Genomic DNA, 26,253 nt, shown 5'->3' on the forward strand with positions numbered 1-26,253 from the left:
ATCTGAACCCCCTCATGGAAGAGCAGCGTCATATCACCGCCGGCGGCGCCCCCGAAGGGTACGATGCCCGGCTTCTTGCCCGCGAGCTGACCCGGAGCGGCCGGCCCATCCTTCATGTCGCCCGCGACGACAAGCGGCTGGCGGCGATGCGCGCGGCGCTGGCCTTCTTCGCGCCCGAGGCGGTCGTGCTCGACTTTCCGGCCTGGGACTGCCTGCCCTATGACCGGGTCTCTCCCAATGCCGATGTCGAGGCGGCGCGGATGGCAACGCTGGCGGGGCTGGCCGCGGGGCTGTCCGGCCCCTTTATCCTGCTGACCACGCTGAATGCCGCGACCCAGAGGGTACCCGCACGCGCGCTGTTGCAGGGGGCCTCCTTCACCGCGCGGGTCGGCATGCAGATCGACGAGGCGGCGCTGAGGGCCTTTCTCGTCCGGATGGGGTTCACCCAGGCGCCGACGGTGATGGAACCCGGCGATTACGCGATCCGGGGCGGCATCGTCGATATCTATCCGCCGGGCGAGGCCGGGCCGGTGCGGCTCGATCTCTTCGGCGATGTGCTCGACGGCGCGCGCCGCTTCGATCCGGCGACCCAGCGCACCACCGAGAAACTGAAATCGGTCGAACTGGCGCCGGTCTCGGAGGTCATTCTGGACGAGGCCGCGATCACCCGCTTCCGGCAGAATTACCGGATCGAATTCGGCGCGGCGGGCACCGATGACCCGCTTTACGAGGCGGTGAGCGCGGGGCGCAAGCATGCGGGCGTCGAGCACTGGCTGCCCTTCTTCCATGACCGGCTCGAGACGCTTTTCGACTATCTGCCGGAGGCCGCGGTCTATCTCGACGATCAGGTGACGCCTGCGCGGCTGGCGCGCTGGGAGACCATCGAGGACCAGTACCAGAACCGGCGCGAGGCGATGGCGCAGAAGGGCCGGATCGACACGGTCTACAAGCCCTGTCCGCCGGGCCTGATGTATCTTGACGACGCCGCCTGGGAGGCTGCCCTGGCCGATCGCCGGCTGGTGCAGCTGGCCCCGCTGCCGCAGGGTCTGGGCCCGGGCGTGATCGATGCGGGCGGCCGTATCGGGCGCAATTTCGCGCCCGAGCGCAAGCTGGAACAAGTCAGTCTTTTCAGCGCCTTGAAGGATCATATCCAGGCGCGGCGCGAAGAGGGCGCGGTCGTGGTTGCCTCCTATTCAGAGGGCGCGCGCGAGCGGCTGAAGGGCTTGCTCGAAGACGAGGAGCTGACCGACGCGACGCTGGTCTCGGATATTCGCGAGGTGACCGGGGCACGCGGGCTGCATCTGGCGGTCTGGGCGCTCGAACATGGTTTCGAGGGGCCGGGGCTGACCGTCATCTCGGAACAGGACGTGCTGGGCGAGCGGCTGATCCGCGGTCCGAAAAAGCGCCGCCGGGCCGAGAATTTCCTGACCGAGACGCAGTCGCTCTCGCCCGGCGATCTGGTCGTGCATGTCGAGCACGGGGTCGGCCGCTACATGGGGCTCGAGACCGTGGCGGTGCCCGACCCGGCCACCGGCAAGCCCGGCGCGCCGCATGAATTCCTGCTTCTGGTCTATGCCGAGGATGGCAAGCTTTACGTCCCGGTCGAGAATATCGAGCTGCTCAGCCGCTATGGCCATGACGAGGGGCTGCTCGACCGGCTGGGCGGCGGCGCCTGGCAGGCGCGCAAGGCCAGGCTCAAGGAACGCATCCGCGAGATGGCCGACAAGCTGATCCGGGTCGCGGCCGAGCGTGTGCTGCGCCATGCCCCGATCCTGGAGCCCGGTCATCACATGTGGGAGGCGTTCTCTGCGCGCTTCCCCTATCAGGAGACCGACGACCAGCTGGCCGCGATCGAGGACGTGCTGACCGACATGGCCTCGGGCACGCCGATGGACCGGCTGATCTGCGGCGATGTGGGCTTCGGCAAGACCGAGGTCGCGATGCGCGCGGCCTTCGTCGCGGCGATGTCGGGCGTGCAGGTCGCGGTGGTGGCGCCGACGACGCTGCTGGCGCGCCAGCATGCCAAGGGCTTTGCCGAGCGGTTCCGGGGCTTCCCGGTCGAGGTCCGGCAGCTCTCGCGCTTCGTGCCCGCCAGGGAGGCCGCCGCGACACGCGCGGGGCTGGCCGAGGGCACGGTCGATATCTGCATCGGCACCCATGCGCTTCTGGCCAAGAGCGTGAAGTTCCGCAATCTGGGCCTGCTGATCATCGACGAGGAACAGCATTTCGGCGTCGCCCACAAGGAGAGGCTGAAGCAGATGCGCTCGGATGTGCATGTGCTGACCCTGACCGCGACCCCGATCCCGCGCACCCTGCAGATGAGCCTGACCGGCGTGCGCGATCTCTCGATCATCGGCACGCCGCCCGTCGACCGGCTGTCGATCCGGACCTATGTCAGCGAATTCGATACCGTCACCATCCGCGAGGCGCTGCTGCGCGAACATTATCGCGGCGGGCAGAGCTTCTTCGTGGTGCCCCGCGTCAGGGACCTGCCCGACATGGAGCATTTCCTGCGCGAGCAGGTTCCCGAGGTCAGCTTCATCACCGCCCATGGCCAGTTGGCGGCGGGCGATCTCGACGAGCGGATGAATGCCTTCTACGACGGCAAATATGACGTGCTGCTGGCCACGACCATCGTGGAATCCGGGCTCGACATCCCGACCGCGAACACGATGATCGTGCACCGCGCCGACATGTTCGGGCTGGCGCAGCTGTACCAGATCCGGGGCCGGGTCGGGCGCTCGAAGGCGCGCGCCTATGCCTATCTCACGACGAAGCCCCGCGCGCCCCTGACGGCGCAGGCGCAGAAACGGCTGCGCGTGTTGGGCTCGCTCGACACGCTGGGGGCGGGCTTCACGCTGGCCTCACAGGATCTCGACATCCGCGGCGCCGGCAACTTGATCGGCGAGGAACAGTCGGGCCATGTCCGCGAGGTCGGCTTCGAGCTTTACCAGTCGATGCTGGAAGAGGCGATCGCCAAGATCAGGTCGGGCGAGCTGGAGGGCATGACGGATACCGACAGCGACTGGTCGCCCCAGATCAATCTGGGCGTGCCGGTGCTGATCCCCGACGATTACGTCCCCGATCTCGACGTGCGGCTGGGGCTGTACCGGCGGCTCTCGACGCTCTCGACCAAGGTCGAGCTGGAAGGTTTCGCGGCCGAGCTGATCGACCGCTTCGGCAAGCTGCCGAAAGAGGTCAACACGCTTCTGCTGGTCGTGCGCATCAAGGCGATGTGCAAGCGTGCGGGCATCGCCCGGCTCGATGGCGGGCCCAAGGGCGCCACGGTGCAGTTTCACAATGACAAATTCGCCAATCCGGCAGGGCTTGTGGCCTTCATCCAGGACCAGCAGGGGCTGGCCAGGGTCAAGGACAACAAGATCATCCTGCGCCGCGACTGGAAGAAGGACAGCGACAAGATCAAGGGTGCCTTCGCCATCGCCCGCGACCTGGCGGACAAGCTGCGCGAAACCGCCTGACCGGCGCGCCTAGCGCTTGGGCACCGTCAGCATCACCGCCAGCGCCACGCCGACCGAGAGAAAGCAGCCGACGGTCAGCGGCTGGGGCGTGCCATCGAAGAGCAGCCCGATCGGCGAGGCCAGCAGCGCCGAGACCACGGTCGCGAAGGCCCCGATGATCGAGGCCGCCATGCCCGCGACATGGCCGAGCGGCTCCATCGCCAGCGCGTTCAGGTTGCCGATGGTCAGCGCGTTCATCCCGAAGAAGGTGATCGACCACAGCAGAAAGGCCGGAAACTCGGCCCAGCCCGGTAGCAGGTGCAGCCAGAATGCGGCCATCATCAGCCCCGACAGCAGGAATTGGCTCATCAGCGCGGTGCGGATCATGAAGCGCATGCCCAGCCGTCCGACCAGCATGCCGTTGAGAAAGCTCGCCGATCCGGCGCAGAGCGCGACCACCCCGAACCAGAGAGGGAAGCTGTCGGCGCGGTCGAAATAGATGTCGTAGATCTGCTGGGTCGAGGTCAGGAAGCCGAAGAACCCGGCGAAGATGAAGGTCTGCACCAGCGTCGCGCTCCGCGCGACCGGCGAGGTCACCACCTCGCGCGCAGCGGCCAGAAGCGGGCCGGGGCGCATCGGGCGGCGGTTTTCCGGCGCCAGGGTCTCGGCCTGGCGGAAGGCGAACCAGCCCATCGAGGTCAGCGAGAAGACGAGGAACGAGCCGAAGATGCCGCGCCAGCCGAAGCCCGCCATCACCACCGCCCCGATCGAGGGGGCGAGTGCGGGCAGAAGTGTGAAGATGGTCATCACGAAGGAGACGATCTTGGCCATGTCGCGGCCCGAATAGAGGTCGCGCACCACGGCCAGCGCCACCACCCGCACCCCCGCCGCGCCAAAGCCCTGGATCACGCGGCCGATCAGCAGCCATTCGAGGCTTTGCCCGAGCCCGGCAATGGCCGCGCCCAGCATGTAGGCGGTGGCGGTGCCGAGGATCACCGGCTTGCGTCCGAAACAGTCCGAGAGCGGCCCCATGATCAGCGTGCCCGCCCCCATGCCCAGCATGAAGCTCGTGACCACGAATTGCGCCTTGTTCAGGTTGTCCGGGGTCAGTTCGGCGCCGATTTCGGGCAGCGCGGGCAGCATCGCGTCGATCGAGAAGGCGACCGTGGCGAAGAGCAGGGCCGTCATGGCGACGAATTCTACACGCGAGAGACGCCTTGAGGCCATGGCAGGTCCTTTCGTAGAACGGGAGGCATCGGCACGGGCGCCGGGGAGCGCGACGCCGAAGGCAGTGCCCTAGACCATCCGGTCGGTCCGGACAAGGCACCCAGGCTGTGCGGTGCCGCACAAGGCGGCCCTGGCCTCCGGAGGAGCTATTGAAGACCTGCCTTCGGGGCCTCGCCGACCAGTTCGGCAATGACCTGCAGCCAGAGCGCGGTCGGCTGCGCCCCGACCAGCACATGGGTATCGGCGAGGATGAAGGTCGGCGCCCCGGTCACGCCGCGGGAACGGGCATGAGCGTCGCGCTCGCGGATCCCGTCGAGATCGGCATCGCTGTCCAGGAGCCGCGCCACCAGCGCGCCGTCGAGCCCGGCCGAGGCCGCGAGATCGGCCAGCACCGCCCCATCGCCGATATCGCGTCCGTCGATGAAATAGGCCTGGAACAGCGCCTCGACGACTGCGGGCTGACGATGCTCTATCCCGGCCCAGTGCATCAGCCGCTGCGCATCGAGCGTGTTCGGCGTGCGGGCGATGGCGCCAAGGTCGAGCGCGATCCCGGCGGCGCGGGCGTGCCGGTCGATCTCGGCATAGGCTCGGACGGCCCCGGTCTGGCCGCCGAACTTGGCCTCGAGATAGCTGCGCCTGTCCATGCCCGCGCGCGGCATCTCGGGGTTCAGCTGGAACGGCTGCCAGGCGATGGTGAAGGGATGGTCGGGCCGCTCGGCCAGGGCCGCGTCCAGAAGCCGCTTGCCGATCAGGCACCAGGGGCAGATCGGGTCGGCGAAGATGTCAAGCCGGACCAAGCGCAGCCTCATGGGTCTGCCGGATCAGGCGGCGGTTCAGCTTGCCGTTCGGGGTCTTCGGCAACGCGTCGAGATGGATGTATAGCCGGGGCTGCTTGTAGCGGGCCAGCCGCTCGGCGGCAAAGGCGGCAAGCCCGGCCTCGTCCTGCGGCGTGCCGGTATAGAAGGCGGCGATGACGGTGGTGTCGGCCTTGACCGCGATCTCGGTCGCGGCGACCTCGTGGATCTCGGGATGCTCCATCAGCGCGCGTTCGACCTCGAGCGGCGAGACCCGGACCCCGCCCGCATTCAGCATGTCGTCGCCGCGCCCCAGATAGGTGATGGCGCCGTCCTCGGCCATCTCGACCATGTCGCCGGTCAGGAACCATTCGCCCTCGAAGCGCGCACGGGTCTCGGCCTCGGCCTTGAGATAGCCCAGCATCAGCCCCGGATCGCGGTTCGAGACCGCCAGCTGGCCCGGCTCGCCGCGCGCGACGGGGGTATTGTCGGGGCCCAGAACGGCGATGCGGCGCCCGGCCTGCGGATAGCCCGAGGCGGGAAGCGGGGCGGGCCGCGCGGGGCTGCCCGAGACGAAGGTCGAGCATTCGGACATGCCGAGTGCCTCATAGACGAAGGTGCCGGTCGCCTCGCGCCAGGCGGCGCGGGTGGCTTCGGGCATCTTCTCGCCCGCGGACAGCCCGTGGCGCAGCTTCGGCAGCACGATCTGCGGATGCTTTTTCAGCATCTGGCGGTAGACGCCCGGCGCGGCGGCAAAGAGCGTCGCATCGAAGCGGCGCAGCAGAAGCGGCAGCTCGCCCGGCAGCACCCCCGGCGCCGGGATCAGCGCGGTCGCGCCGATGGTCCAGGGGTCGAGAAGACCGGTGCCAAGCGTATAGGTCCAGTTGAAGGCCCCGGCATGGAGCAGCCGGTCCTCGGGGCAGAGCCCGTACCAGCCCTCCCACATCATTCGCCGCGCCCAGATCGCGCGATGGGCATGGATCACGCCGCGTGGCTGGCCCGAGCTGCCCGAGGTGTAGACGATATAGGCCGGCCGGTCCGGGGCGCCCTGCACATAATCGGCGGGCGCATGATCGTAGAAGCCCCTCTGGGCCTTTATGTCGAGCACCGGCGCCGGGCAGTCGTCGGGCAGCGCCACATTCGGCCCGGCAAGGATCGCCACGGGCTCGATCTCGGCGGCAAGCTTGCCGATCTCGGTCCGGGTCAGCATCGCCGAGGTCGGCACCGGCACCAGCCCTGCGGCGATGGCGGCGAGATAGCCGATCGGGAATTCGACCCCGTTGCCGAGCCGCAGCAGGACGCGCCCGCCCTCGGGCAGGCCCATTTCCAGAAGGCCCGCGGCCAGACCGCGCACGGCCGCTTCGAGCCGGGCATAGGACCAGCGCTCGGCGCCATGCGGGCCGATGATGGCCAGCGCCACCTTTTCCGGAGAAAGCGCGGCCGGGGCCAGCACATATGCGGCCAGGTTGAACGGGGCGGGGCAGGGCGCAGACGCGCCCTCATCGAAGATCGCATGCATGGCCCGGTGCTAGCCGCGCGGCCTTGCGGTTGCAAGGGGTAAGCACTAAGAGCCGAGAGCATGGCCGATGAGCGCGAACATAGCCTGATCCGGATCATCCGTGCCGAGAGCGAGGCGCAAGCCGCCGAGCCTCTCGATCTGGGGCGTCGGGTACGTGAATTGCGTACCGAGAAGGGCTGGACGCTGGAACAGGCCGCCCGCCATGCCGGGCTTGCGCGCTCGACCCTGTCGAAGATCGAGAACGACCAGATGTCGCCGACCTATGACGCGCTCAAGAAGCTTGCCACCGGGCTGGGCGTGTCCGTGCCGCAGCTGTTCACGCCGATGCGCGGCGCCCGGGCGGGCGGGCGGATGGCGGTGACGCGCACCGGCGAGGGCGCGGCCCATGCCACTGCCACCTACGAGCACGAGCTGATGGCGGGGGCGCTGGCGCGCAAGCGGATGATGCCCTACCGGACCCGGATCCGCGCCCGCGATGTCGGCGAGTTCGACGGCTGGGTGCGGCATGAGGGCGAGGAATTCCTCTATGTGCTGACCGGGGTCGTGCGCCTCTATACCGAGTTCTATGCCCCCGTGGACATGCGGCGTGGCGACAGCGCCTATTACGACGCGGCGATGGGGCATAACGTGGTCTCGATCAGCCAGGAGGATGCGACGATCCTCTGGGTGACCTCGGTCGAGTGAGAGGCGGCGCGGCAAGGCGGTCCGGAGGTGTTCTCGCCCTGCCGCGGCGATGAAGGGGGCCTCGGTGGGGGCCCCAAGACCCCCCGCATCCCCTCAGAGCGCGTTGCGCACGGTGCGGGCCCCGGCCGAGATGTCCTTGCCCACGCCCTCGACGGTGGAACAGCTCGCCAGCGCCAGCGCAAGCGTGATGAAAAGCAGTCGTGTCATCTCAGTTCTCCTCTGACCACCAGACATCCGGCAGGAAGCCGACCCAGTCACCATAAACCGGAATGCGGGCCGGGTAATGCAGCCTTGCGGAATGGGCAAGATGGGACTGCGGCGCATACCAGATCGGGATCACGTAGCGCCCCGTCGTCAGCACCCGGTCGAGCGCCCGCACGGCCGCCACGAAATCGCTGCGCTCCTCCGCGCCCAGCAGGGTCCGGATCATCGCCTCGGCGGCAGGGCTGTCGATCCCCATCCAGTTGCCGGTGCCGGGGACCTCTACCCCGGCCGAGCCCCAGTAGAGCCATTGCTCGTTGCCCGGCGAGAGCGACAGCGCCCGGGTGTAGAAGGTCATGTCGAAATCATAGCTGGTGGTGCGCTGGACATATTGCGCGGTATCGACCTCGGTCACGCGGACCTCGGCGCCAAGACGCTGCAACGCATCGGCAAAGAGCGTGACGATCCGCGTGCTGTCCGTCGCCCCCTGCGGCAGCAGGATCTCGAAGCGGAAGGGCCGGCCCTCGGCATTGCGCAAAACCCCGTCGCGGCCGACCCTCCAGCCCGCCTCTGCCAGCCGCTCGAGGGCCGCGCGCAGGTTCCGCCGGTTCTGCGGCCGTCCGTCCGAGACCGGCAGGGCATAGCCCTCGAGCGCGCCGGGCAGGAGCGTATCGGCAAAGGGGGCGAGCAGCGCGCGCACCTTGCCCTCGGCCGGGCCGGGCCGCATGCCGAGTTCGGAATTCGAGAAATACGAGGTGATCCGGGGCAGGGCGCTGCCGGTCATGGTCTGGTTGATGAACTCGAAGTTGAAGGCCAGCACCATCGCATCGCGCACCCGCCAGTCGGAGAAAAGCGCGCGGCGTGTGTTCATCGCCAGCCCGGCAATGCCCGAGGGCCGTCCATGCGGGATGTCGGCACGCAGGATCGCGCCCGAGCGGATCGCCGGAAAGTCGTAGGCGGTCTGCCACTTGGCCTCGTTGGTCTCGCGGAAGACATCGACCTCGCCCGCCTTCAGCGCCGAGAACAGCGCCGCGCCGTCGGCGTAATAGTCGTGGCGGATCTCGTCGAAATTGTGCTGGCCGCGGTTGAAGGGCAGATCGCGGCCCCAGTAGTCGGGGTTGCGCCTGAGCGTGACCTGGCGCCCGGGCTCGGCCGAGGCGATCACATAGGGCCCGCTGCCGATCGGGGGCTCCAGCCCGCTTTGCGCGAAGTCGCGGCCCTGCCATTGCGCCTTCTTCAGGATCGGCTTGAGCCCGAGGATCAAGGGCAGTTCGCGGTCGGGCGCGTTGAAGGTGAAGCGGACGCGGCGCGGCCCCACCGCCTCGGCCCGGGCGATCTTGTCATGGCCGTTGCGATACCGCGGATGGCCGATCCGGCCCAGCGTCTCGACCGACCAGAGCACATCCTCGACCGTGACCGGGCTGCCATCCGAGAACCGCGCCCCGGGGCGCAGGGTGAATTCGACCCAGTTCCGATCCGGGCCGGTCTCGACGGTTTCGGCAAGCAGGCCGTAAAGCGTGAAGGGTTCGTCCCAGGACCGGCCCAGGAGGCTTTCATAGCTTTCATGCGCCAGCGCCCAGGGCGGGGTGCCTTTCAGGATGAAGGGATTGAGGCTGTCGAAGCTGCCGGTCTCGCCCAGCACGATCCGGCCGCCCCTGGGGGCGTCGGGATTGACATAGGGCAGGGACGCAAAATCGGGTGGCAGGGCCGGTGCGCCATACATGGCGATGCCATGGGCAGGGGGCCCGGCGGGGGTCTGCCCGGCAGAGAGAATCGTGGAGAGAATCATAGTAAACGCGATTCCCGCGGCTCGGGCTGCGCGCTGGTGGATGGCTGTCATGGGGCTCGGGCCTCGTTTCCGGCTGGCCTTGTTCCGGGCCTTGTTTTCTTTGCGTCGGACCCTACGCGGAGCGCTTTGGCTTTTCAAACTTTTAGCTTGGACCTCGGCGCGAGATTGCGTATAAAGAGGGCACTGCTCGATAGGTTTCTTGCCTGTATGAAACCTGCCTCAATAACTTAACGCCCGCTTCGTGCGGGCGTTTTTTTCTTTGCGCGGCAGTCGCATTTCCAATGTGAGACTCATCCGGCCCGATGGCCGGGCGGGAAATGACTACAGCCCGCGCAGGGCACACCCAATTCACGTTGGCTCCCGATGCCGTGTGTTTCCTGCTATCGCGGCAGCCATGCGCCATATAGGATTTCTGCAACTGCATTCACGAAAGAGGTTTTCCATGTCGCTTTCCGGAAAAGTCGCCATCGTCACCGGCTCGAATTCGGGCATCGGGCTTGGTGTCGCGCATGAGCTGGCCCGGGCCGGGGCCGATGTCGTTCTGAACTCGTTCACCGACCGTGACGAGGATCACAAGCTGGCCGAAGACATGGCCGCACAGCACGGGGTGAAGGTCCGCTACATCAAGGCCGACATGTCGAAGGGCGAGGAGTGCCGTGCGCTGATCGAGAGCGCCGGGGCCTGCGATGTCCTGGTCAACAATGCGGGCATCCAGCATGTCGCCCGGATCGAGGAATTTCCGGTCGAGAAATGGGACGCGATCCTTGCCATCAATCTCAGCTCGGCCTTCCACACCACCGCCGCGGCGCTGCCGATGATGCGCAAGGCGGGCTGGGGACGGATCGTCAACATCGCCTCGGCCCATGGCCTGACCGCGAGCCCCTTCAAGAGCGCCTATGTCGCGGCCAAGCACGGCATCGTGGGCTTCACCAAGGTCACCGCGCTCGAGACCGCCGAAGAGCCCATCACCTGCAACGCGATCTGTCCGGGCTATGTGCTGACGCCGCTGGTCGAGGCGCAGATCCCCGATCAGATGAAGACGCATGACATGGACCGCGAGACGGTGATCCGCGAGGTGATGCTGGATCGCCAGCCCTCGAAGGAATTCGCGACCGTCGAAGAGATCGGCGGCACGGCCGTGTTCCTCTGTTCGGATGCGGCGAAACAGATCACCGGCACGACGATCAGTGTCGATGGCGGCTGGACCGCGCTGTGAGCCGGCGATGACAACCCGGCGCATCAATCTGGCGCTGCAGGGCGGGGGCGCGCATGGCGCCTTCACCTGGGGCGTCCTCGACCGGCTGCTGCAGGACCCCGAGATCGAGATCGCCGCGATCTCGGGCGCCTCGGCCGGCGCGATGAACGGTGCGGCGGTCAAGGCCGGGCTCGTTTCCGGCGGACATCAGACCGCGCGCGAGACACTCGACTGGTTCTGGCAACAGGTCGGCGCGGTCGGCGACATGCGGCTGACCAGCTGGATGGCGGCCTTCCTGCCCGGCGCGGGCGCGGTGGCGCAATTCATGGAACAGGCGATGCCGGTCTCGCTGATCGACGCCGCCAGCCGCTCGGTCAGCCCCTATGCGCTGGGGCCGTTCTATCGCAACCCGCTGGAGCGGGTCGTGCGCCGGCTGGATTTCGGGCGCGTCTGCGCCCGGGCCGAGCCGCTTCTGTTCGTCGGCGCCACCAATGTGCGGACCGGCAAGGTGCGGATCTTCAAGGGCGACGAGATCAACAGCGACGTTCTGCTGGCCTCGGCCTGCCTGCCGACCCTGTTCCAGGCGGTCGAGATCGACGACCCCGCGACTGGCCGGACCGAGGCCTATTGGGATGGCGGCTATACCGGCAACCCGGCGCTCTTTCCGCTCTTCGCACCGGAACTGCCCGAGGATATCGTCGTGGTGTCGATCAACCCGATGGAACGCGACGAGGTCCCGACCACGCCGCAGGACATCCAGAACCGCATCAACGAGATCAGCTTCAACTCTTCGCTCTTGCGCGAGTTGCGGTCGATCTCGCAGCTTCAGGAGCTTATCGACGAAGGCCGGATCGATCCCGGCCCGCTGAAGCTGCCGCGCATTCACATGATCTCGGATGACCGGCTGATGAACAGCCTCAACATCGTCACCAAGCTGATGCCGAGCCCGATCGTTCTGGCCGAACTCAAGGCGGCCGGTCAGGCGGCGGCCGAGCGCTTCCTGTGCGAGGTCAAGCCCAACCTGCAGAAGGCCAGCAGCGTCGATCTCAGGCGGATCTGTGCGGATGGCTGAGCCGGGACCGGCTCAGCTTCCCAGCAGCAGCCGCGCGGCGATGGCCCACATCACCACCGCGATCAGCCCGTCGAGCAGCCGCCAGGCGAGGGGGCGCGCCATGGCGGGAGCCAGAAGCCGCGCACCATAGCCGAGCGCGAAGAAGAAGCAGAACGAGGCGGCGACGGCCCCGAGGCCGAAGGCAAGCCGCGGCCCGCCGGGGCCGAACTCGGTCGAGATCGCGCCGATCAGGCCCAGCGTGTCGAGATAGACATGCGGGTTGAGCCAGGTCAGGGCCGCCGCTGTCCCGAGCACCGTCCAGACCGCGCCCGAGCGGCCGCTGGCCTCGAGCCGGTGTCCGCCTTTCAGCGCCGCGCGGGCGCGAAGCAAGCCATAGACGATCAGGAAGGCCGCGCCGCCCAGCGTCAGCGCCCCGGGCAGCCAGGGCAGGGCGCCGGTGATGGCCCCGAAGCCGGCGACGCCGGCCGAGATCAGAAGCGCATCCGACAGCGCGCAGAACAGGCACAGCACGAAGACATGCGATTGCAGCAACCCCTGACGCAGGACGAAGGCGTTCTGCGCGCCGATCGCCAGAATGAGAGACAGCGAGGTCGCGAAACCGGTCAGCGCCGGGGCCAGCAAGGTCATCGTTCCATCTCGGATCAGGCGCCGATCTTCTCGCGATCGCGCGTTCGCCGTGTCGCCTGCTGCAGCGCGCGCGGAGCAGCAGCTGCTGCGGCGGCCAGAACCTGCGGGTCCTCGGGCGAGACGAGCCCGGCCGAGATCACCATCTTGGCGGCTTCCTCGACGCTCATCTCAAGCTCGATCACCTCGCTCTGCGGCACGAAGAGAAGAAAGCCCGAGGTCGGGTTGGGCGTGGTCGGCAGGAACACCGACAGGATCGGGTCATCGGCCGGGACCAGCCGCCGGATCTCGCCCTTGGCATTGGTCGAGACGAAGGCGATGGCCCAGAGCCCCGGTCGCGGATACTGAATCAGGACGACGCGGTCGAAACTGGTCTCGGTCTGGGCGAAGACGGTCTCGGCGATCTGCTTGAGCCCGTTATAGACCGAGCGGATCACCGGCATCTGGCCCACGACCCGCTCGCCCCAGCCGATGAACGAACGTCCGATCATGCCCTTGGCCATCCAGCCGACGACAAGCGTGAAGACGAGGAAGAAGATCACGCCGAGGCCACGGATATCGATGCCGATATATTGCTCGGGCTGGAACTTCTGCGGCACGAAGGGCAGCACGAAGCCGTCGATCCAGCCGGTCACGGTCCAGATCAGCCAGACGGTCAGCCCGACCGGGGCGATCACCACCAGACCGGCCAGAAAGTTGTTGCGCAGCCTGGCCAGCACGCCGCGCCAGAACTTGCGCGGTTGCGGGTCCTGCGGATCGGCCGGTTCGGCGGAGGGATCTTTGGGTTCGAACATGCTTGGCTGGATTCTCCCTTATCGCCCCTTAGCTAGGCGCAGCACCGCCGCGCGACAATAGCCCCGGTCCGCCTGCGGACCAATTTGGAACCCTGGAGCCCGGCATGGCGGGCATGCGGCGCGGAGCTGCCTGTTTCCCGGGCGCTTTGCCTTGCGCGTGAAATCCTGCACGGAAGTCCGTGCGGGAAGGTCGGGGGCGGGAAGGTCGGGCCCCTCTGGGAGAGACGTCCGGAGGCGGGCACCATCATGCTGGATCGGGGCAGGATCAGTGCAGGATCGGGAAAAGCCCGCCATTTCTTTCTTTCCGGGATCCGGCAGACGCTCCGGCACGCCGGACAAACGGGGTATATTTGCACCCGGAACAGGAGGCAGGGCTTGTGCAGGGGGAAGAATGAGGGTATGGGCGCCTCACTTCGACAGGCGGGGCTGGGCCCTGCGGGGAGACATCCCGCAGCGGTCCGCCGGTTGGGCATATGCCCTTGACGTCCCGCCCAGGCGCAAACCGGAAAGGACAAGGACATGGCGCTTCCCGATTTCTCCATGCGTCAGCTGCTGGAAGCTGGCGTTCACTTCGGTCACCAAACCCAGCGGTGGAACCCCCGCATGGCGCCCTATATCTATGGCGACCGCAATGGCATCCACATCGTCGACCTGACCCAGACCGTCCCGATGCTGGACCAGGCGCTGAACGTGATCCGCGATACCGTGGCGCGTGGCGGCCGCATCCTCTTCGTCGGCACCAAGCGGCAGGCGCAGAAATCGGTGGCAGAGGCGGCCGAGAAATGCGCGCAATACTACATGAACCACCGCTGGCTCGGCGGCACGCTGACCAACTGGAAGACCGTCTCGCAGTCGATCAAGCGTCTGAACGAGATCGACGAGCGCATGGTTGCCGGCGCCGAGGGCCTGACCAAGAAGGAACGGCTGCACATGGAGCGCGAGCAGATCAAGCTGCAGGCGTCTCTGGGCGGCATCCGCGAAATGGGCGGTCTGCCGGACCTTCTGTTCGTGATCGACGTGCGCAAGGAAGATCTGGCGATCCTCGAAGCCCGCAAGCTGGGCATTCCGGTGGTCGCCGTGGTCGACACCAACTGCTCGCCCGAGGGCGTGGACTACATCATCCCTGGCAATGACGATGCGGCCCGTGCGATCCAGCTTTACTGCGATCTGGTCAGCCGTGCCGCGCTTGACGGCATGAGCGCGCAGATGAATGCCGCCGGCGTCGATCTCGGTGCGCTGGAAGCGGCGCCGGTCGAGGAACTGCTGGCCGACGCCCGGGCCGAGGGAGAGGCCTGAGCCTCACCCCGTCACGGAATTGATACCGGGCGCGGCTAGAGCCCGCCCGGTCACCCAAGGATTACGAGGAGAGCCGAACCATGGCGATCACCGCTGCACTGGTGAAGGAACTGCGCGACAAGACCGGCGCGGGCATGATGGATGCCAAGAAGGCACTGACCGAGAATGACGGCAACATGGATGCCGCCATCGACTGGCTGCGTACCAAGGGGCTGGCCAAGGCCGCCAAGAAATCCGGCCGCACCGCCGCCGAGGGCCTCGTAGCCGTCGTCGTCGAGGGCGGCAAGGGGGTCGCGGTCGAGGTCAACTCGGAAACCGACTTCGTTGCCAAGAATGCCGAATTCCAGGCGATGGTCTCGGATATCGCCAAGGCGGCGCTTGGCGTCGACGATCTCGAGGCGCTGAAAGCGGCCGATCTCGGCGGCAAGTCGGTGGCCGACACGCTGACCGACAAGATCGCCACCGTCGGCGAGAACATGACCCTGCGCCGGATGGCCCGGATCGAGGGCGAGCAGGTCGTGGCCTACGTCCATAACGCGGCGACCGAGGGCATGGGCAAGATCGGCGTCCTGGTCGCAATGAGCGGCGGCGACGAGGCCTTCGGGCGTCAGGTGGCGATGCATGTCGCCGCGGTGAACCCGGCGGCGCTGTCCGAGGCCGATATGGATCCGGCCGTGCTCGAGAAGGAACTTGCGGTTCAGACCGCCAAGGCGCTGGACGAGAATGCCACCGCCGCCAAGCCGAAACCCGAGGCGGTGATCACCAACAACATCATTCCCGGCCGGATGAAGAAATTCATCTCGGAATCGACGCTGATGGGTCAGGCTTTCGTGGTGAACCCCGACCTGACCGTCGAGGCCGCGGCCCAGGCCGCCGGCGCCACCATCACCGGCTTTGTCCGGCTTGAGGTCGGCGAAGGCATCGAGAAGGCCGAGGAAGATTTCGCGGCCGAAGTGGCGAAGGTCGTCCAGGGCTGATCGAGCCCCGAGGCTGACAGAAACAGGCGGCGCGGCACCCGGACGGGGCCGCGCCGTTTTTCATGCCGGCTCCGCGAGGCGCGGGGCAGGGGGATTTCACGAGGCCAGACGCGGCGGCGTCGCCTCGTCGCTCCTCTGGGTGGCGGCGGAGAGGGGATCGCTGTCGGCCTCTTCAAGGGAGGCGGCCGACACGACGCGGTTGCGGCCGCGGATCTTGGCGGCGTAAAGCGCCTTGTCGGCGCGGCGGATGGCCGACCCGATACCGTCGTCGCCGGGCCTGACCATGCTGACCCCGAAGGAGGCGCTGACCGGATAGGGCATGGCCCCGATCCGCATCGACGCCTGGGCGGCAATGGTCCGGCGCAGCCGTTCCGCCATCTGCACCAGAAGCACCTCGGCAGAACTGGTCATCACCAGAAGAAATTCCTCGCCGCCCCAGCGCACAAGAAGATCGCTGTCGCCGAGCGAGCGGGTGACGACCTGCGCGATGTTGCAGAGCAACCTGTCGCCCGCGTCATGACCCAGCATGTCATTGACCGTCTTGAAGTGGTCGAGATCGAACAGCACGACGCCACGGACCTCGGTGCGCTCGCTCAGCGCCACCGACAGGCCGCGCCGGTTCAACGCCCCGGTCAGAGGATCGTGCCGGGCGGCGTATTCGAGCGCGAGGCTGGATTTCTCCATCAGATGGCCGATCGCCAGCACCAGCGCCAGCATGATCCAGCCGATGAAGCCGAAGGCCAGCTCCAGCGCAAGATGGCTGGCCGGATCGGGGCGCACGTTGAGGACGTAGAGAAACCCCGATATCCAGGGCACGAGCAGCGCCCCGCTTACAAGTGCACGGGTATAGGTCCCATAGCTGGTGCGGGCGAAGAGCGGCCGCAGCAAGGGCTGATCCCGCAGGTTCAGCGTCTGGGCCGAACAGACCAGGATCATGATCGCCAGCGCATAGGGAGACATCTCTCCGCGCCAGATCGTGAGGTTGAAGGCGAGCTTGAGCATGCCCATGGTGGTGCCGACCCAGGCCGCTGCAATAAACAAGAGCGCCGTCTGGCGTTGATGCGCTTCCGCCAGCAGCGCCATATTGAGCATCGCCAGCACGAAGGCGGTTTCGACCGAGAGAAGGCCCTGCGGTGCGATTCTCTCCAGGCTGTCTGCAAGCAAGGGGTGCCCGATGATCCGGGCCCAGCCGGGACTGGCGGCTTCGAACAGCCGTGCGGTTGCCAGCAGTGCGACGATGCAAGCCAGAATCCGACCGGGGCGGCGCAGGCCGGGCGCGCGGCGGCCGAGCAAAAAGAGCCCTCCGAATAGGGAAAATCCGACCGCCGGAAGAAGATGCAGCGCGGCCGCACTGTCTTCGGGCGGATCGATCAGGTTCTGCAGCAGCCCCAGACCGATCGCGATAAGAATGGCCAGGCCCAGAAGCCGGATCGTCAGGGTCTTTCGAGGCCTCTGGCCTTCGCTTGCCATCCTGATGCTCGCTCGACACAAAACTGCCTCAGGATAGGGCCGCGACAGGTTTAATATTTGGTTACCCGGAGCGCGCTTTGCGTGTCTCTGACGCAGAGTTATTAACCTTAACCCCGATTTAGGCGCGAAAAGTTACCCTGACGAGACCGATCTGCCGTCTCACCGGGGTGCCCGATCTTGTTCCATTCGACCACGACCAGCCATACCCAGCTGCCAACGCCTCAGGCGCTTCGCCTCCTCGGCCTGGCACTGCTGACCATCGCGACCTTCGGCACGCTGCATTCCATCCTGAACGCCGCTTCGCGCCATGTGCCTGTGCTGCATCCGGCCGAGGCTTTCGGCTTCGTGCTGTTCGCGCTTTCAGTGCTGTTGCGGGGCTGGAAAGCGCTGAAGCTTCTCTGGTGGAGCATGCTCGGAGGCTGCGTCGCGGTGCTCGCCGGGCTGCGCCTGATCGAAGGGCTGCTGCCGGGTGGCCCCTATCTGGGCGAGGCCGTCGCGCTCTGGCCCGGGCGGATGCCGGGGCCCGTCTCCTTCGATCTGTCCACAACCTATGCCCTCATGACGCTGCATCTCTGCCTTGCCCTTCAGCCATTTCATCGCGGAGCGGCAATGACAGTGCTGGCGGCGGCCTGGGCCGGGATCTGGTGGAGCACCATGACGGATCTGTTCGAGGCAACGATCTGGGGGCGCCCGGTTTCCGCCTTTTCGCTGAGTTGCATGGTTCTCGCCGGTCTTGCCATGACGCATATCCTGCGCTCGGAACGGTTGTTGCGCCCGCTCTTCTCGCATGAGGGGCATGGACGCCGGATGCGCATGCTTCTGGCTCTGGCGCTGATCGGGCCATGGTTCGTGGGCATTGCGACCCTGCATCTGGCGCCCCAGGCGGCATCGGCGCGGCTGTTGCTGCCCCCTCTGCTGGGGCTGTTCGGCGCGACGCAGCTGGCGCTGGTGCTGACGGTCGGGGTGCTGCTGGAGCGGACGGCCCGTGCGGATGCGCGTGCCGAACTGTTCGACCCGGTGGCCGGGCGGGCCTGCAGGTTCCGGCCCGACCGGGATCTGATCGACGGCAAGGGGCCGGTCGGGGTGATCCTCTGCGCTCCCCGGCCTGGCGGTCGCGGCGCCGATCCGGAGGCAGATGAGCGCGAGATGCAGTCGGCGCTGCGGCGGGCGGTCCGCAATCTTCGCGCCGAGGACAATATCGGGCGCTGGCGGCGGGACATGCTCATGGTTGTGGCTCATGTGCCGAGCGAGTCCGATCTGGCCCGGATCGGCGAACGCCTGGAACAGGTGCTGAGGCCGGAGCCGGACCGGCCGGTCGCCGCCATCGGGATCAGCATGTCGGCCTTCGGCGAAGCAAATCTCGAGGCGGCGTTGCGACGTGCCGAGAATGCGCTTTACGTTGCCGAACGCCGCGGTGGCGGCTCCATCGTGCGGGGCTCGGAACTGGCGGAAACGGGGCAGGGGGCACTACAGGACCGGTAGCCCGTAAAAGGCCCTTCCTGACACATGAGAGGGGCGGCGAGGCCCCCCTAAATAGCCCGCCGCCCCTATTGGCCTTTCCGTAAGCCGCCCGTTGGATCGGGCAGCCTGACCGAAAAGGCGCAGAACCAGACCGACGAACAATAGACAGTCCAATCCTGCTCCGGTCTCCCGGTCCGGCGTTCACCGCGAAAAGATGCGATTCAGCACCGATCATGTTCCCTGGCCCAAGGCCACCACTCACGGAACGGCTAAAAATTGCCTACTTACCGGCCGAAAAGATAGTATGGTAATCCGTACTTATATTGGTTAAAAAATCAAATGATTTCAACCTTTAGGCGAGGTGTTGTTGTGTGAAAACCGCCCCGATATAACGTTGCGTCATTTCCGGTCGGAGCGATGCGGGCAAGAACCTGCTTATGGCGACTCGGCGCGGAAGATCTGGTTCTGAAACCAGGCCTTCAACACGGCCTGCGCGGTGGTCTCGACATCCAGCGACTCGCGGGCGAGCCGGAGATGCTTTTCGACCGTGGCCTGGGTGACGCCGAGAATGGTGGCGATATCGAGCGTGGTCTTGCCGTCGCCGACCCATTCCAGAACCTCGCGCTGGCGTGGCGTCAGGGGCGGGCGCTGCGCGGCATAAGGGAGGTTGTGTACCTTCAGATGCATCACATCGTTCATCAGCTGGATCACGTCGCCATGCTTGGCCCAGATCCGATCGACATCGTCCTGGCTCAGACCCGGCCGCGCCGTCAGGCCGATCGCGCCCTTGGAACGGACCGATATCTCGCAGAAGCTGATCGTGTAGCCTGCGATCACGCCCATGTCTCGATTGAATTTCAGGACGTCCAGTTCCTCCGGCGTCAGCTCGCCGCGCGCCAGCCGGTCGGAGACCAGTCGCCAGCTGCTGGTGCCTTCATGCTTCGCGGCCCAGCGGACCATGGGTGCGTTCTTGTAGAGGCCCTTGTCGACGAAATTGCGCACATATTCGGGCGAATGGTTCGACAGCACGATCACGTCGTCTCGGTCGCCGAAACTGTTGGCGGCACGAAAGCGGGTGAAGCCATAGATCAGCCGGTCGAAGCCGAAAGCGGCCATCTTGCGGGTATGAAGCGCCCAGAGTTCCTCGAGGCTGCGCGCGGCGATCAATGCGCTCATGTATTCGAGGCTCATGAAGACCCCATACGGCCGCGTTGTCGTGCATGCCGGCACGACAAAGCGACCCGCTGAATGCGGCCAAAGTGCAGGCGCGTCCGGATATCTGGAACCGTGACGACTGCAGGAGGATGGTTTTTCGGGCGCAAATTCGGTCAGGCACCGTCTAGCCTTTGTTATCAGGGCATATTGTTCCGTCAATTGGAACACGAGGGAGGGACCGAAGGAAACCCCTGAGTTGCAGGGAATGTCGAATTGGTCGCAGCTTCCGGCGCAGCGCGACAGCATCATTTGTTTACATAATCATGATTATCGGACCTGTGCTACCGCTCGGTTGTGACGCTGTGTTGCGTCACCTGTAACTGAGAGGTTTCCTATGAAAAACACGGTTCTCCGTGCCACGCTGACCACGGCGGCGAAGTCCGTTCTGCCTGCGCTGCTCGGCGCGCTCGGCACTCTGGCAGCAGTGGCCTACTCCGAGGGCTATCGCGCGTTCTGCGGGCTGCTGTGACATGCAGGCAGATCGCGCACCCCTCCAAACCTATGAGCAAGCCATCTGGCGGCTCGTTCAGTCCGTCGTTTCCGAGAAGTTCGACGCGGCACAGATCGACCTGGCCGTTGATATCGTCGCCGATATCTTCTGGGTCGCGGACAAGAAAGTCCTAGAGGACGTTGCCAAGGCCTCCTCCGGCCTTGGCCGGTGCTCGGCGGATGCTCCTGCCCGCCGCTCTCATAGCGGGATCTGCGCCTAATGGATCCCGTTGTCACTGGCTCCCTTATCTCGGGCGGCGCCAGCCTTCTTGGCGGCCTTTTCGGCAGCAAGAAGAAGGCGAAATATGTCGTCCCCGACTATGGAAAAATCCGCGCACGGGCCGAGGCGGCCGGGTTCAATCCCCTGACCGCCTTGACCTCTGCTCCGGGCGCTGTTGCGTCGGCCGGGCAGAATTACATGGGTCAGGCCATTGCCGATGCCGGTCTGCTGCTCGCGGACGGCCTTGCCAAGAAGGCCGAGAAAACCGGCGAGCTTCAGAAGGCGCGTGAACAAAACGCGCAGTTGAAAGAGCGTGTTCAGCAGCTTACCATCCGTCCCCGTGTTGGCGGCATCTACGCCAACAACGTCAATACGCCGTCCATTCGTGCGGCAGTTGGGGGTGACGATGCGCGTTCTGTTCAGAATGTGGCTGGTGGGGACGCTTCTGGCGCTGGCGCTTCTGGCGCTGGGCATCCTTCTGGGCAGTCTCGCCCACTAGAAGCCCCGTCCCCCGTCGATCTTAGGCGCGGAGTTGATCTTCGCCCGGTCAACTCGTCGCCGGGCTTTATGCAGGTGGACAATCCGCTTCTCCCGGCACCGTTGCGCGTTCCTACGCTCGACGGCGATGAGCCAATGCACTGGTACGATTATCCCGATCTGATCGTGCCCGCTGCGATCATGGGTTGGGAAGTCGGCAAGCCGTGGCTTAAGCGCAAAATCGGTGCGGAAGTCGGGCCAGAGCGCGACCTTATCCGCTTTCCTCGTTCCTCGATCCCGCCGGATCAGCGGTCCGCTTTCGAGCGAATCAACGATTGGCGCAAGTGGTGGGAACGATGAGCCGCCGTCCGAAGCGCTGCAAGGGCTGCGCCGCTCGTAGGGTCGCGCTGTCCCGCTCTCTCAAGAAAATCTCCCAACGCCTTAGAAGGAAAAAGAAATGAGCTATCAGAACGCGCGCAATGTGCGCCGCGAAAGCCGTACCCTTGTCGGCCGCTTCCGGGGTGGCAAGCTCGCCCCCGTCATGGCCGTGGCCGTCCGTGGCAATGAAGGCGGGTTCCTGTCTCAGAAGATCACGCTGGAACTCGACCCCATCGCGGGCCGCATGATCACGCCCATCACCGGCGAGTTCATCTCGGTTTTCGTCCCGGTGCAGGCGGTCGACGCCATAAAGGACCCGGATGCGGCCTATGCCGGCATGACCGAAGTCCTTCGCGAGAAGCTGCTTTCCGGCAATCCGCTGTTCGATCTGGAACCGGAGAGCGAGATTTCGCGGCGCTGCGGGGTCAATCCCCGCTCCATTGGCGGCGTGAAGAAGGTCAATGAGATCGTCCGCCTTGGACATAACGCCGCCGTCAACTTCCTGCGGCAGCGGAAATATGTGAAGGCCAAGCAGGTTCTGCATTCGAACACGGCTATCACCCCTGCCCTGATCTCGCAGACCGTGCTGGACCGGCTGAACGGCGTTCTTGACCCGGAGGACCGGGTCAACGGCCGAATTCAGTTTTCCGGTGATATTCCGGTGCGCGGTATTGGTTATCTCGGTCGCCAAGATGGCGGCATTGACAGCGGTTATGGCATTGGGGATGGCAGGTATCTGAGGCAAACCGGGGATAAACCCAACACTGTGTCTGGCCCGCTTCGTGCAAACGGAGGTTCTTCCAGTAACGCGGGCGTCGCTATTGAAGCGGATGCCGATAATATCCCTCAGATCTTTGCGGATCTCGCGGGCGCGGCGGATATCAGCCTGACCGACTTCTACAACGCCGAAACCATGGATCGACTGACCCGTGCGATGCGCGAGTTTGTCGACGCCAATCCGCAATACGGCGAGGAAATGGCGCTCCGCTGGGCGCATGGGCTCTCGGTCGATACCGGCAAGATGCCTTTCATCATTTCCCAGCAATCGCGCGTGTTCGGCCGCTCCATCGTCGGTGCCACGGACACGACGGGCGTTGAGGGCGACGTGATGCGCTCTGACATGATGCTGCAACTGTCCTTCTCGGTTCCGATCCCCAGGACGGAGCTTGGCGGCATCGTCATGACCTTCGCCACCATCAAGCCCGACGAAACCCTGTCGTCGCAGCCGCACCCGTATCTGTCGGACGTCTGGGGCCTGGATAATTTCGTCGCCGATGAATTGGCGCTTGATCCGGTTCCGGTGACTGTCCGGGACCTCGACAGCGATTGCGCCGCAGCCGATGAAAGCACCGTTGCGCTCTATGTCGGCCATAACGGCCTCAAGCGGACCTATGTCCATTACGGCCTTGGCCGTCAGCTCGACCCCGAAACGGTCGAGAACAAGACCGCCGTCTGGCAGCTTGAGGTGCCTATGTCGGTTACGCCTGAAAGCGTGATCTACCCCGAAGACCTCGAACATTACCCCTTCGCGGACCAGCAGGCCGAGGTCTGCACCTACGTCGTCAACTCGACCGCAGTCGTCCAGACCCCGACCATTTTCGGCCCGACTCCCGTCGAGGAGCTGGCCATCCTCGAAGATGAAAACGTGTTCGGAGACCTCGAAGAATGAGCGCTGAAATCACCCGCAAGACTCGCCTTGTCTCGGCCAATGGCGGGACGCTCGATATCGTCAGTCATGACGGTGAAATCCTCGGTCAGATTGCGGTCCCTGCCGGGGCAGTCCCGGCGGCGCAGTACCTGGGCCTTGTGCCCGAGGGCTGTCACCTCGAAGTCGCGGACGGCCTCGCCGCGCTCAATCCGCGTCACCGGATCGGCATTCAGCCGCATCCGCACGCGCGCGAGACCGGCGCCAACCCGGATTATGTGCCGACCTCGGCCACCCGGCTCGAGCGCGAAATGCGCCTGACGCTGGCCCGGATGCAGACCGCGACAAAGCGCGTCGAGGCCCGCGAGCGCGCCCTTTCCGCGATCGAGCGCGTTCCGCAGGCCCCGGCCGAGGTGCCGCCGGTCGAAGAACCGCCCGTCGAGGTGATCGAGGACGACGAGGGCCAAAGTGTCGAGTAGGCGCTACGTCAAACGTACCTGGCGCGTCCCGAAGGATCGGGGCGCGCTGGAATGCTTCGCCACGCTGGTCAAGAAGTCCCTTCGAAAGCACGGCTGGCCTGCGGATGTTGAACTCCGCTCGCCTAATCAGTGCTTCTTTATCCGCCATGTGGACGGAGGCGATGAGTTGCCTCCCGACTTCCAAGAGGCCGCGGAAATCGCGGTCCGCATTCTCGCGCGAACCTATCGCGTCGAGGTCGAGCAACATTCCAATTTCGTCAGCCTCAAGCGCCTCTATCGAGTGACGCCCGGAGGACACTTCCGAGAAGAGAAGTAACCCCATGATTTATCAAGGAAATGAACGCCTCCCCGTGCGGGAGGCGGTGCTTCACTGCGCCGCGATCAAAGACGGCCAGTTTGCACACTTCACCCCGTTCCAAGCCTTCGTCACCGTCAATCAGTGGCATTTGGAACGGGGGTTCAACGGCTTCGGCTATCACGGTCTTTTCATGCCGGACGGGTCGTGGTTCCCCGGGCGCCCGTTCGAGATGATCGGCGCCCACGTCAAGGGCCACAATACCGGCACCCTCGGCTTTCTGCTGATCGAAAGCCGCCAGATCACCGATATGGGCCGGTTCGAGGACTTCTTTACCGAGGCCCAGCGGTGCGCCCTCACGGCCAAGCTGGCCGAGCTTCCCGGCCTAGAGACGGTCTCGGGGCATAACGACTATGCCCCGAAGCTCTGCCCCGGCTTCAAGGTTCGGTCCGAGGACTGGCTTTGACCCCGTGGGACGATCCCGAGCTGCGCGCTCAGCAGCTCGAACTGGAAGCCGCGCGGCGCGACTTCCTCAAGCCGGTCGCGCAATTGCCAGCCTCCCGGCAAGCCGCGTGGGTCGCGACGCTGCGGGTCCAGTGGACCCCGGAAATGCACCGGCTCGACCGTATCCGCAGCGGCCCCCGGACCTGCCCGCGCTTAGCGCCCTGCCCCGGCCCCCTAACGAACGTGGGGGCCGGGGCTTTGCATCCCCCTTGTTCCAGCATGCACTTTAAGGAACTCAACACATGTGCACCCGACCTATCGAACAAGACGGTTTCACTTTCGCCTGCCGGACCTGCGATGAGTGTATCTCGACACGTCGCCACCAATGGGTGGCACGGGCCATGGCCGAAAAAACCGGCTGGCCCCACACCCTGTGCATTGCCCTGACCTATGCCGATGACACCGAAGAAAACCGCGATGCCGCCCGTATGTTCTGCTATGCAGACGTTCGCGCCTTCTTCGCCCGCCTGCGTGCTGCGGCCCGTCGCCATGCCGAGGCCCATCGGCTGAACGCCCCGCCGGTTATCCGGTTTCTCTGCGCCGGAGAACAAGGGGACCGCAACGGCCGGTGCCACTGGCACCTCATCATCTATTCCAATGTCGATCTGCTCCATCTGGGCGAATACCGCCATCGCGGGCGCGTGGTGACCAAGCGTCCCGATATGATGAGCGTCGGCAAGCGCAAGATCCGTCTCGACTGGTCCCTCTGGGGCCGTGGCTTCGTTACCCTGCAAGACCCCGATGAAGGGGCCATGCACTATGTGTTGAGTTACTGTCTCAAAGACCAGTTCACCGAAGAAAATTCCAAAGGGACGATGCGTTACGCCTCGGCCGAGAACTTCGCGACTGGTCTCTTCCGGATGAGCAAGCGCCCCGCCATTGGCTCCCGATGGTTCTGGGATAAGCTGGCGTCCTACGCCGACAAGGGCGCGGTCATGCCGGAACTTAAATTCCGCGTTCCCGGCTTGTCCGGGTATTGGGTGCCCTCTGGCAGCTGGCGGAAACACGCCCTTTGGGCGCTCGTCGCGCTGAACCAGCGCGCAGTATGGACCAGAGGCGCTCCCGCGCCGCAGTGGTCCTCTCTCATTGCATCTTTGGCGGACCTAGAGGCGGACTCAGCGATACTTACCGGGCCGTGGTGCCCTGAGGAAGAGGAGGTCAGCATTGACTACGAAATCGAGAAAAGGGCGCGGGAGGTCGCAGGACGACAAAGAGAAGCTGAAATTGTCCGAAAATGCGGGCGTGAGCTTCCCTGTCGGGCCTGCCTCGACAACCATTCCGAAGAAACCCTTGCAGCCCTCGGGGTTGTCCGCGTCCCTCAAGAGACGGAAGTTGAATTCTCCTACCGCGCCGCACCCGGCTTCGAAGCTCCCGAAGCTCGGTGGAAGCGTCCCGGCAAGGGTATCAACCCCCATTGCCGTCTCTCCCATCTCGAAGACCGCCGTCGCGTCTTCCCGGCATCGGCAGGCCGATCCGGTTCTTGACCGCCCAGAGGACGGCCGGACCTGCAAGGCGCGGCCCTCCGATACCCGCTCCAAGGGCGGCGGCTCCCGCCCCTTTGTCCCTTGGTGTGATCGCAAACGCTGATTTCGCGGAACGTTCCAGCCAACTTGTTGGATCGCGGACGCAGGGGCGAAATCCTCCCTTTGGGGGTGCCCCCCATTGAAAAAGGGGGGAGAGGCTCCCCCCGGGGGTCGCAACAGGCGCAGTCTGTGGGCAGTTAGCACGGCCTTTCCGTTCGCTCTGCGCGCGCTGCCACATGCGCCCAATGCGACCTCTACACTTTACCGGGTGTCGTTTGCGTTCTTGCTTCGTCGCGGGTAGATTTATCCACGCCCCCGAAACTGAAACTTCAAGATATTGAAGTTTCGGGGGGGTGGGTAAATCGGCTGTTTCGTTCGCTCTACGCTCGCTGCAATCCACACCTTATGGTTGAGCGCACAAAAAGGCGGCACTTAGAGAGACGTTTTCTTGTTCTCCCTCCGTTCAC

General features: G+C 65.5%; 24 protein-coding genes. 15 read left to right on the forward strand and 9 right to left on the reverse strand.

The window, feature by feature from the left end; all coding sequences use genetic code 11:
• The first annotated feature begins 14 nt into the window (after positions 1-14).
• A complete protein-coding gene (mfd, locus tag B5V46_RS09210) occupies positions 15-3,479 on the forward strand; it encodes a transcription-repair coupling factor (protein WP_080616332.1) in 3,465 nt (1,154 codons plus the stop codon).
• Positions 3,480-3,488: 9 nt separating this feature from the next.
• Here mfd and B5V46_RS09215 read toward each other — a convergent pair whose 3' ends face one another.
• From B5V46_RS09215 to B5V46_RS09225, 3 genes are all read right to left on the reverse strand, one after another.
• The gene (locus B5V46_RS09215; protein WP_080616333.1) at positions 3,489-4,685 is read right to left on the reverse strand and encodes a multidrug effflux MFS transporter; all 1,197 of its coding nucleotides are present in this window, start codon (positions 4,683-4,685) and stop codon (positions 3,489-3,491) included.
• Positions 4,686-4,831: 146 nt separating this feature from the next.
• Entirely contained in the window at positions 4,832-5,494 is a 663-nt protein-coding gene (locus B5V46_RS09220) for a DsbA family protein (RefSeq protein WP_080616334.1), read from the reverse strand.
• Complete coding sequence (locus B5V46_RS09225) at positions 5,469-6,998, reverse strand: class I adenylate-forming enzyme family protein (protein ID WP_080616335.1); 1,530 nt, start codon at positions 6,996-6,998, stop codon at positions 5,469-5,471. Before B5V46_RS09225 ends, B5V46_RS09220 begins: the two co-directional genes overlap by 26 nt.
• Positions 6,999-7,058: 60 nt before the next feature.
• Here B5V46_RS09225 and B5V46_RS09230 point away from each other — a divergent pair, with 60 nt between their 5' ends.
• Positions 7,059-7,682, forward strand: a complete 624-nt coding sequence (locus tag B5V46_RS09230) for a helix-turn-helix domain-containing protein (RefSeq protein WP_080616336.1) — start codon at positions 7,059-7,061, stop codon at positions 7,680-7,682.
• 93 nt (positions 7,683-7,775) lie between these two features.
• Here the strand turns inward: B5V46_RS09230 and B5V46_RS09235 are convergent, their stop codons facing one another.
• Positions 7,776-7,889, reverse strand: a complete 114-nt coding sequence (locus B5V46_RS09235; protein WP_080616337.1) for an entericidin, EcnA/B family — start codon at positions 7,887-7,889, stop codon at positions 7,776-7,778.
• 1 nt (position 7,890) lies between these two features.
• Positions 7,891-9,723 (reverse strand): extracellular solute-binding protein, encoded by a 1,833-nt coding sequence (locus tag B5V46_RS09240; RefSeq protein WP_080616338.1) that lies wholly within the window; start codon positions 9,721-9,723, stop codon positions 7,891-7,893.
• Positions 9,724-10,114: 391 nt separating this feature from the next.
• On the opposite strand from B5V46_RS09240, the gene B5V46_RS09245 reads away from it, so the two are divergent.
• A complete protein-coding gene (locus B5V46_RS09245) occupies positions 10,115-10,888 on the forward strand; it encodes a 3-hydroxybutyrate dehydrogenase (RefSeq protein ID WP_080616339.1) in 774 nt (257 codons plus the stop codon).
• Positions 10,889-10,895: 7 nt separating this feature from the next.
• A complete protein-coding gene (locus B5V46_RS09250; protein ID WP_080618000.1) occupies positions 10,896-11,939 on the forward strand; it encodes a patatin-like phospholipase family protein in 1,044 nt (347 codons plus the stop codon).
• Between the two features lie 12 nt (positions 11,940-11,951).
• On the opposite strand, the gene B5V46_RS09255 is transcribed toward B5V46_RS09250, so the two are convergent.
• Both B5V46_RS09255 and B5V46_RS09260 read right to left on the reverse strand, forming a co-directional pair.
• Complete coding sequence (locus B5V46_RS09255) at positions 11,952-12,566, reverse strand: LysE/ArgO family amino acid transporter (protein WP_080616340.1); 615 nt, start codon at positions 12,564-12,566, stop codon at positions 11,952-11,954.
• Positions 12,567-12,580: 14 nt separating this feature from the next.
• Entirely contained in the window at positions 12,581-13,357 is a 777-nt protein-coding gene (locus tag B5V46_RS09260; RefSeq protein ID WP_080616341.1) for a DUF502 domain-containing protein, read from the reverse strand.
• 519 nt (positions 13,358-13,876) lie between these two features.
• On the opposite strand from B5V46_RS09260, the gene rpsB reads away from it, so the two are divergent.
• Positions 13,877-14,653: a 30S ribosomal protein S2 gene (rpsB, locus tag B5V46_RS09265; RefSeq protein ID WP_080616342.1), complete on the forward strand. Its 777-nt coding sequence runs from the start codon at positions 13,877-13,879 to the stop codon at positions 14,651-14,653.
• Positions 14,654-14,733: 80 nt separating this feature from the next.
• A complete protein-coding gene (gene tsf / locus B5V46_RS09270; RefSeq protein WP_080616343.1) occupies positions 14,734-15,630 on the forward strand; it encodes a translation elongation factor Ts in 897 nt (298 codons plus the stop codon).
• Between the two features lie 96 nt (positions 15,631-15,726).
• Here the strand turns inward: tsf and B5V46_RS09275 are convergent, their stop codons facing one another.
• Positions 15,727-17,100 carry a diguanylate cyclase gene (locus B5V46_RS09275; RefSeq protein WP_080616344.1) on the reverse strand — a complete coding sequence of 458 codons (1,374 nt, stop codon included), beginning with the start codon at positions 17,098-17,100 and terminating at the stop codon, positions 15,727-15,729.
• Between the two features lie 177 nt (positions 17,101-17,277).
• Here B5V46_RS09275 and B5V46_RS09280 point away from each other — a divergent pair, with 177 nt between their 5' ends.
• Positions 17,278-18,582: a diguanylate cyclase gene (locus tag B5V46_RS09280; RefSeq protein WP_080616345.1), complete on the forward strand. Its 1,305-nt coding sequence runs from the start codon at positions 17,278-17,280 to the stop codon at positions 18,580-18,582.
• Between the two features lie 414 nt (positions 18,583-18,996).
• Here the strand turns inward: B5V46_RS09280 and B5V46_RS09285 are convergent, their stop codons facing one another.
• Entirely contained in the window at positions 18,997-19,752 is a 756-nt protein-coding gene (locus tag B5V46_RS09285; protein WP_080616346.1) for a LuxR family transcriptional regulator, read from the reverse strand.
• 358 nt (positions 19,753-20,110) lie between these two features.
• Here B5V46_RS09285 and B5V46_RS20665 point away from each other — a divergent pair, with 358 nt between their 5' ends.
• The 8 genes from B5V46_RS20665 to B5V46_RS09320 all read left to right on the forward strand — a co-directional run bounded on the left by B5V46_RS20665 (position 20,111) and on the right by B5V46_RS09320 (position 25,747).
• The gene (locus tag B5V46_RS20665) at positions 20,111-20,245 is read left to right on the forward strand and encodes a hypothetical protein (RefSeq protein WP_255377916.1); all 135 of its coding nucleotides are present in this window, start codon (positions 20,111-20,113) and stop codon (positions 20,243-20,245) included.
• A 1-nt stretch (position 20,246) separates the two neighbouring features.
• On the forward strand, positions 20,247-20,486 hold the full coding sequence (locus B5V46_RS09290; protein ID WP_080616347.1) for a hypothetical protein: 240 nt from the start codon (positions 20,247-20,249) through the stop codon (positions 20,484-20,486).
• Positions 20,486-21,322, forward strand: coding sequence for a hypothetical protein (locus B5V46_RS09295; RefSeq protein WP_080616348.1), 837 nt, complete (start codon positions 20,486-20,488; stop codon positions 21,320-21,322). Before B5V46_RS09290 ends, B5V46_RS09295 begins: the two co-directional genes overlap by 1 nt.
• Before the next feature lie 97 nt (positions 21,323-21,419).
• Positions 21,420-23,009 (forward strand): hypothetical protein, encoded by a 1,590-nt coding sequence (locus tag B5V46_RS09300; protein WP_080616349.1) that lies wholly within the window; start codon positions 21,420-21,422, stop codon positions 23,007-23,009.
• Entirely contained in the window at positions 23,006-23,464 is a 459-nt protein-coding gene (locus tag B5V46_RS09305; RefSeq protein ID WP_080616350.1) for a hypothetical protein, read from the forward strand. Before B5V46_RS09300 ends, B5V46_RS09305 begins: the two co-directional genes overlap by 4 nt.
• Positions 23,454-23,780, forward strand: coding sequence for a hypothetical protein (locus B5V46_RS09310; RefSeq protein WP_080616351.1), 327 nt, complete (start codon positions 23,454-23,456; stop codon positions 23,778-23,780). Before B5V46_RS09305 ends, B5V46_RS09310 begins: the two co-directional genes overlap by 11 nt.
• A gap of 4 nt (positions 23,781-23,784) precedes the next feature.
• Entirely contained in the window at positions 23,785-24,225 is a 441-nt protein-coding gene (locus tag B5V46_RS09315) for an N-acetylmuramoyl-L-alanine amidase (protein WP_155774001.1), read from the forward strand.
• A 379-nt stretch (positions 24,226-24,604) separates the two neighbouring features.
• Positions 24,605-25,747 carry a hypothetical protein gene (locus tag B5V46_RS09320; protein WP_155774002.1) on the forward strand — a complete coding sequence of 381 codons (1,143 nt, stop codon included), beginning with the start codon at positions 24,605-24,607 and terminating at the stop codon, positions 25,745-25,747.
• Positions 25,748-26,253: the final 506 nt, after the last annotated feature.

Origin of the sequence: Rhodovulum sp. MB263 (assembly GCF_002073975.1) — a bacterium.
GTDB lineage: Bacteria > Pseudomonadota > Alphaproteobacteria > Rhodobacterales > Rhodobacteraceae > Rhodovulum.